Annotated in this window: 7 protein-coding genes and 2 pseudogenes; all 9 read left to right on the top strand. The window is 63.7% G+C overall.

Going from position 1 to position 7,591, the window contains the following annotated elements:
• A pseudogene (locus LZA78_RS17390) lies at positions 1-189 on the top strand (hypothetical protein); the annotation flags it as partial.
• Positions 190-363: 174 nt separating this feature from the next.
• Positions 364-672, top strand: coding sequence for a DUF485 domain-containing protein (locus tag LZA78_RS17385; RefSeq protein ID WP_233678153.1), 309 nt, complete (start codon positions 364-366; stop codon positions 670-672).
• On the top strand, positions 669-2,402 hold the full coding sequence (locus LZA78_RS17380) for a cation acetate symporter (protein ID WP_233678152.1): 1,734 nt from the start codon (positions 669-671) through the stop codon (positions 2,400-2,402). The genes LZA78_RS17385 and LZA78_RS17380 overlap by 4 nt, the downstream gene beginning before the upstream one ends.
• 111 nt (positions 2,403-2,513) lie before the next feature.
• Entirely contained in the window at positions 2,514-4,340 is a 1,827-nt protein-coding gene (locus LZA78_RS17375) for a putative nucleotidyltransferase substrate binding domain-containing protein (RefSeq protein ID WP_233678151.1), read from the top strand.
• 155 nt (positions 4,341-4,495) lie between these two features.
• Complete coding sequence (locus LZA78_RS17370; RefSeq protein ID WP_233678150.1) at positions 4,496-4,894, top strand: response regulator transcription factor; 399 nt, start codon at positions 4,496-4,498, stop codon at positions 4,892-4,894.
• Positions 4,891-5,601 carry a PAS domain-containing protein gene (locus LZA78_RS17365; protein WP_233678149.1) on the top strand — a complete coding sequence of 237 codons (711 nt, stop codon included), beginning with the start codon at positions 4,891-4,893 and terminating at the stop codon, positions 5,599-5,601. The genes LZA78_RS17370 and LZA78_RS17365 overlap by 4 nt, the downstream gene beginning before the upstream one ends.
• 30 nt (positions 5,602-5,631) lie before the next feature.
• Positions 5,632-5,997 carry a hypothetical protein gene (locus LZA78_RS17360; protein WP_233678148.1) on the top strand — a complete coding sequence of 122 codons (366 nt, stop codon included), beginning with the start codon at positions 5,632-5,634 and terminating at the stop codon, positions 5,995-5,997.
• Positions 5,984-6,205, top strand: a complete 222-nt coding sequence (locus LZA78_RS17355) for a hypothetical protein (protein ID WP_233678147.1) — start codon at positions 5,984-5,986, stop codon at positions 6,203-6,205. Before LZA78_RS17360 ends, LZA78_RS17355 begins: the two co-directional genes overlap by 14 nt.
• Positions 6,175-6,980: pseudogene (locus LZA78_RS17905) on the top strand (3'-5' exonuclease). The gene LZA78_RS17355 and the pseudogene LZA78_RS17905 overlap by 31 nt, the downstream one beginning before the upstream one ends.
• Positions 6,981-7,591 lie beyond the last annotated feature (611 nt).

Raw genomic sequence — 7,591 nt, 5'->3', positions numbered from 1 at the left:
TACCACGCCCAGACGGCACCGCTGATCGCCCACTACGGGGCCCTCGGCGTGCTCGAGAAGATCGACGCGATGGGTAACATCGACGAAATCGCCTCGGGTCTAGGGTCGATCGTGGAGCGCGTATCGGGGCGTAAGAACAAACGTCGGCCCGGCGGCCGGACCCGGGCAGATAACGTGACTGAACACTGACAGACCCGAGTCTCTGGCGACCGACGGTCTGGCGGGCACTGCAATCAACATCTGAATCCGAACGGCGCGTGGCTTTAGCTGCGCGCTCTGTGCGGATGCGCGCATGAAATTCAAAGTCGATCGCCGCTGGATTGTCCGGGCGCGACTTGGGGTGAAACGAGGAGGGTATTCTCAATGGACGACTCGATGCTTCAACGCATCGCGAACAGCCCGAGCTACAAGACGCTGCGAACCAAGCGTCTGAAGTTCGGCTGGATGCTCACCATCGCGATGCTGGTGGTTTACTACGGCTTCATCACGCTGATCGCCTTCCGCAAGGACGTGCTGGCGACGCCGATGGGCGAGGGCGTGATGACCTGGGGAATCCCGGTGGGCTTCGGCGTGATCGTCTTCACCATTGTGGTGACCGCGATCTACGTGCTTCGCGCCAACAGCGAATATGACGACCTGACCGAAAAAGTGCGTCGCGAGGCCCTGAAATGAACCGTATCCTTTCTGTCGGCCGGTTCATCGGTCTGTCGGCCCTGATGCTGGCCCCCGGCGCGGTTTTCGCCGCCGGTGCGCTTGAGGGCGAAATTCAGCAGCAGCCCACCAACTGGACTGCGATCGGCATGTTCGGCTTCTTCGTCGTGGCGACGTTGTTCATCACCAAATGGGCGGCCGCCAAGACCAAGTCGGCGGCTGACTTCTACACGGGCGGCGGTGGCATCACCGGCTTCCAGAACGGTCTCGCGATCGCGGGCGACTACATGTCGGCAGCCTCGTTCCTGGGGATCTCGGCGGCGGTTATGACCAACGGCTATGACGGCCTGATCTACTCGATCGGCTTTCTGGTCGGCTGGCCGATCCTGACATTCCTGATGGCCGAGCGCCTGCGCAACCTTGGCAAGTTTACCTTTGCCGACGTGGCGGCCTTCCGCTTTGCCCAGACCCCGGTGCGCATGTTCGCGGCGCTCTCGACGCTGGTCGTGGTGGCCTTTTACCTCATCGCGCAGATGGTGGGCGCGGGCCAGCTGATCAAGCTGCTCTTCGGCCTTGAGTACCTATACGCGGTGATCATCGTCGGCGCGCTGATGATGGTTTACGTGCTCTTCGGTGGCATGACCGCCACCACCTGGGTGCAGATCATCAAGGCTTGCCTTCTGCTTGGCGGCGCCAGCTTCATGGCCTTCATGGTGATGTCGCACTTTGGCTTCAGCTTCGAGGGGCTCTTCGCGAAATCGGTCGAGGTGAAGTCGGCCATTGCGACGAGCGACGGCAAGACACCGGAAGAGGCCGCGGCCGCGGGGCTTTCGATCATGGGGCCCGGCAAGTTCGTGAAAGACCCGATCTCGGCCATCTCCTTCGGTATGGCGCTGATGTTCGGCACCGCCGGCCTGCCGCACATCCTGATGCGTTTCTTCACCGTTCCCTCGGCGAAAGAAGCGCGTAAGTCGGTGATGTGGGCGACCGTCTGGATCGGCTACTTCTACCTCCTGACCTTCATCATCGGCTTCGGCGCGATCGTCTTCGTGCTGACCAACCCTGACTTCCTGGAAATCAAGGACGGCGTGACCGGTCTGGTCGGCGGCAGCAACATGGCCGCTATCCACCTGGCCAAGGCTGTGGGCGGCAACGTGTTCCTCGGCTTCATCTCGGCCGTTGCCTTCGCTACCATCCTCGCGGTGGTTGCGGGTCTCACGCTCTCGGGTGCCTCGGCCGTGTCGCACGACCTGTACTCGACGGTGTTCAAGAAGGGCCAGGCCGACAGTGCTTCGGAACTGAAGGTTTCGCGGATCACCACGCTCGCCCTCGGCGTCGTGGCGGTTATCCTGGGCATCGCCTTCGAGAAGCAGAACATCGCCTTCATGGTGTCGCTGGCCTTCGCGATCGCGGCTTCGGCGAACTTCCCGGTGCTGTTCCTGTCGCTGCTGTGGAAGGGCATGACGACCCGTGGTGCGGTGATCGGCGGTCTGCTCGGCCTCACTGCCTCGGTGGTGCTGACGGTGCTGTCGCCGTCGGTCTGGGAAGCAACGCTCGGCCATGAAAAGGGCACGGCTCCGTTCCCCTACACTTCGCCGGCGCTGTTCTCGATGACGCTTGCCTTCTTCGCGATCTGGTTCTTCTCGATTACCGACAAGAGCCGTCGCGCCGAGCAGGACAAGGCTGGCTATCTTGCCCAGCAGGTCCGTTCGGAAACCGGCATCGGCGCTTCGGCTGCCTCGTCGCACTAAGCGGTGCTGTGACAATTGGCCGGGCCTTAGGGCCCGGTCTACCCGCCCTGGTCCGGGGCCGACGGTGCTATAAAGGGGCGAATGCCCATCAGGACAACGGAGAGACAGGCCATGGAAACCGACGTCAACTCGATCATCGCGTTTCTTGAAACGGTCCACCCCTACGACACCCTGCCGCGTGACGAGCTGGAGCAAGTCGCCAGTTCCTTTCGCCGCATGGAGTTCCGCGCCGGAACGCTGATCTATGTTATCGATACGCCGATCGGCGGGCTTTACCTGATCAAGCAGGGCGCGGTTGAGATTACGGACGCCAACGGCGGGTTGGTGTCGCTGCTTGGACCCCGCAATTCCTTTGGGGAGCGCGGTCTGATGCGCGGCGGGGTCGCCGTGACCCAGGCCAAGGCTGCCGAAAACTCGGTGATCCTCGTACTTCCCGCCGATACGTTCCGCAGGTTGATCGCCAGCTACCCGGCCTTCGAGCGGTTCTTCAACCGCAAGCGCGGTGACCGAGTCGCCACCGATATTGCGACGCAGAAGGTGGCTGACCTGATGGCGCGCCGCCCGCTGTCCTGCGTGGGCTCGACCCCGGTCGTCACTGCCGCGCGGATGATGCGCGATGCGCAGGTCTCGTCGCTTGGCGTGGTGGGCGAGGGCGGCAAGCTGCTTGGCATCGTCACCGTGCGCGATCTGTCGAACAAGGTGCTGGCCGAGGAACGCCCCTCCGACACGCCGATTTCCGAGGTGATGACCGCCGCCCCCGTGACGCTGCCGCCCTCCGCGCTTGGCTCGGACATTCTGCATGTCATGCTCGAACACCGGATCGGCCATCTGCCCATCGCCGAGGATGGCGTTTTTCTAGGCATGATCACCCAGACCGACCTGACGCGCTTTCAGGCGGTCAGTTCGGCGGTGCTGATCCGCGATATCGCCTCTGCCGACAGTATCGAGGAAATGGCCGCCGCCACGGCGCGCATCCCGCAACTACTGGTGCAGCTGGTCGGCAGCCACCAGAGCCACGAGGTGGTGACCCGGCTGATCACCGACGTCGCCGATGCGGTCACCCGGCGCCTTCTGGCCAGGGCGGAGCGCGAGCTTGGCCCCCCGCCGGTGCCCTACCTGTGGCTGGCCTGCGGCAGCCAGGGCCGGCAAGAGCAGACCGGCGTCAGCGATCAGGACAACTGCCTGATCATCGACGATGCCGCGACGCCCGACGACATGACCTATTTCCGCGCGCTGGCCAAAATCGTCTCGGATGGTCTGCACGCTTGCGGTTATGTCTATTGTCCGGGCGACATGATGGCCACGGCCGATCGCTGGTGCCAGCCGGTACGCGTCTGGCGCGAGTATTTCCAGAGCTGGATCCTGACCCCGAACCCCGAGGCGCAGGTTCTGGCCTCGGTCATGTTCGACCTGCGGCCCATCGGAGGCAATGGCACCGGTCTGTTCGACGCCATTCAGGCCGAGACGCTCGAGACCGCAGCGCAGAACTCGATCTTCATCGCGCATATGGTGTCTAACTCGCTCAAGCATACGCCGCCGCTCGGGCTGCTGCGCGGCTTTGCCACGATCCGCTCGGGCGAGCACCGTAACCACATCGACATGAAGATGAACGGGGTGGTGCCGGTGGCCGACCTGGCGCGGGTCTATGCGCTGCAGGGCAGGGTGCGGGCTGCGAATACGAGGGCGCGCATTCTGGGGGCCGAGACGGCGGGCAAGTTGTCGGCAACTTCGGCGCGCGATCTGATCGAGGCCTATGACCTGATCGCCGCGATCAGGCTGGAAAATCAGGCGCATCTGATCAAGGCGGGGCGCACGCCGGACAATTACCTCGCGCCAGCGGACCTGAGCGACCTAGAGCGTTCGCACCTGCGTGACGCCTTCGTCGTCGTGCGCACGATGCAATCGGCACTGAACCATATCAAGGCGGTGGTGGGCTGAGGGCAAATGACCGGGCCCGGGCGCTCCCCGCCGCCACCCGCCCCAGCGTTCCACGGGGCGAGTTCCACGGGGCGAAAGAATTTCTACCGACTATTGAACGGCGCGGTGAATGCGCGGGACTGACGATTGATGGCCGCCTGTACGGGAGGAAGAACATGGTCGGCACAGACAGGAAGCATAGGGTTCTCATTATCGAGGACGAAGACAATATCGCCATCGCGCTCGATTACCTGATGAGCCGCGAAGGATACGACCATCAGCGGATCGCGACGGGGGCAGGGGCGCTTGACTGCATCCGCGCAGACCATCCCGATATCGTGCTGCTTGATATCATGTTGCCCGAGGTCTCGGGCTATGAGATCTGCCAGGCGATGCGCGCGGACATCGATCTGGCTGACGTCAAGATTCTGATGATGACGGCGCGCGGCTCAGTGATGGAGCGCCGCAAGGGCTTGGCCCTCGGTGCCGACGGGTTCATCGCGAAACCGTTCGAACTCAAGGAGTTGCGCGACGAGGTGCGCAGGCTTCTGACGCCTGGCACGGGGGGCACATGATGGATCTGACCCGGCTGAGCCTGCGCCTGCGGGTCTTCCTGTTCTTCGGTGCGCTTGCCGCGGGGAACGTCGCTGTGCTGGCAGCGGGCGCGGTCTTCGGCGCAGGCAGGCTTGGCGCGTCAGACGCGCGAGAGGGTTTCATAATCGGTGCAGTTGTCGCGGCGCTGGTGATCACGGCGCTGATCGCTGGGATCTGGCATCTCTTCGGTGAAAACGTGGCCAAACCGATCGAACGTCTTGCGGGCGGTCTGCGCGCGCGCACCCATGCGCAGATCGAGTCCGAGCTTGATCAGGCCGCCGGGCGCTATCTGGGCGATCTGGCCCCCGCCTCGGCCGCGGTGGCGCAGCACCTCGCCGAGACCCGCTCGGCCCTGACCGAGGCGGTGCAGCGCGAAACCACCCGCCTCGCGCGCGAAAAGGAGCGGCTTGAGGCGCTGCTCTCGGATGTGCCGGTCGGGGCGCTTCTGTGCACGGCTGAGCATCAACTGGTCTTCTACAATGGGCAGGCGGTGGATCTTCTGGGCGGCGCCCCTGCGCCGGGCCTGGATCGGCGCGTGTTCGACTATCTCTACCAGCCGCCGGTGCTTCACGCCTATGAACGCCTGATCGAAACCGCCGACCCGGATGCCGCCTCGGATCTGCTGTGCGCTACCGTGGCCGACGGCAAGGTGCTGGCCGCGCGAATGCGGCTTTTGTCCGTGGGCTAGGGGCACGCCCCCGGCACGCGCCCCGGCTATGTGCTGACGCTGCGCGATGTCTCGGGCGACATGCGTGCCCATGCGGCGCGCGAGGCGCTGATGGATGAGCTGTTCGACCGGATCCGCCGCCCTGCGGCCGCGCTGCAATCGCTGACCGGGCTGCTAACTGCAGATGACGGGCCGACGGGTGCGGCGCGCGACAAGGTGCGCTTGGCCGCGCGGGTCGAGGCGCTGCAACTGGGCGATGCGATCCACACGCTCTTTGATCGGCACGAGGCGAACCGCGCCGACTGGTGGCCGCTCGCGATGATACGCGCTTCGGATCTGGGCGACGCGGTGCGCGCACGTCGAGTCGGCGCATGGACGGATCGAGATCGACACGGCGCCGCTGATGCTGCGCTGTGAGGGCTTTGAGATGGTCGCGCTGCTCGCCGCGCTGGTGGGGCATCTGCGCGGGCGCGACGATTTCCGCCTCGAGATTTCCGAAGAGGGCGCCGGGTCGCTGATCGCGCTGGAATGGGCTGGCGCACGGTTCCGATCTCGGAACTGGATGGCTGACTTGCGGTGCCACTTGAGGTGGGGATGGCCGATGTCACCGGACGGCGCGTCGTGATTTCTCATGCCAGCGAGATCTGGCCCGAGCCGTGCGGCGCGGGCCGGGCGCGACTGTGCATCCCGCTGCGAGAGGCCCGGCGCGAGGCACGTCGCCGCAAGCCGATCCTGCGCAAGGTCGTTTACGATTTCGACCTGCTCGGGCAAGCCCGCAACGCCGAGGTCGCGGCAACCCCGCTCGACAAGCTGACCTATGTCGTCTTCGATACCGAGACCACGGGGCTTCTGCCCTCGGAAGATGAGATCGCGCAGATCGCGGCGGTGCGCATCGTGAATGGGCGCCGGGTCGAGACCGAGGTCTTCGACACGCTCGTCAATCCGGGACGGCGCATCCCGCCGGGCTCGACCGAGGTGCATGGGATCTCGGATGCGATGGTCGTCGATGCACCGGGTATCGTCGAGGTCGGGCGGCGCTTCTTAAATTCGTCGAAGGGGCGCTGATCGTCGCCCATAATGCGCCCTTCGACATGGAGTTCCTGCGCCGCAACGAGCTTTTCATCAAACGGATTTTCGACAATCCGGTACTTGATACGGTGCTCCTGTCGGCGTTGATCTTCGGCCAGTCCGAGACGCACAGCCTCGATGCGCTTACCCACCGTCTGGGGATCACGATCCCGGAAGAGGCGCGCCACACCGCCCTTGGCGACACGATCGCGACGGCGGACGCGTTCCTCAAACTGCTCCCCGCGCTGAAGGCGCGCGGGCTGAATACTTTTGGAGATGTTGTTGCCGAGGTGCGCAAACACGGGCGCCTGCTCAGCGATCTTAACGGCTAGGGCCGCGCGCCCTGCCTTACGCCCGATGCCGTGCCAAGGCATCCAAACGTTGGCCGATCAAAGGGGAGGCAGCCCCGCTTTAAGACTGGAAACAGCACGCGCGGCCAGAGATTCGGCAGCGCACCGCAGGAACGAATCATCCCTGCGTGCCGCGCCGCGGCATTTGCGCTGCGGCGAAAAGCATTGATATCGCAGAAATTCGGGGTTCGCGCCGCTTGGCTGTGGAATTGAAAAATCTCACGCGACCGTGAACTGGCAAGGGTATGAAAGAAAATGTCAAATTTTCGGACATTCCCGCAACATTAACACGATTATCTTTTTTGTTGTGAAGAAATTTACAGAAAATTCAATTTCTATTAGGGGGTTACATGAAACGTGACAATTGGGTTAAAGTGACCTCGGGGTAGGATATCTCCGGATTTTTTCGGGGATAGGTTGCGGCCATGTGCCGCTGGTTTTCTAGGGAGGATTGGCTATGGCCGCTCAGGAACAGACCGTTGCAGCGCCCGACGTGCGCGAGGTTCCGGCAGGATTTGAGAATGCTCACGCGAACACGCAGAAGTATCTGGAGATGTATCGCGAGTCTGTTGAGAACCCGGATGCGTTCTGGG

Origin of the sequence: Rhodobacter flavimaris (genome assembly GCF_021378075.1) — a bacterium.
GTDB classification, from domain to species: domain Bacteria; phylum Pseudomonadota; class Alphaproteobacteria; order Rhodobacterales; family Rhodobacteraceae; genus Rhodobacter; species Rhodobacter flavimaris.
The sequence above is the reverse complement of the archived record's forward strand: the minus strand, read 5'-3'. Positions and strand labels throughout refer to the sequence as shown.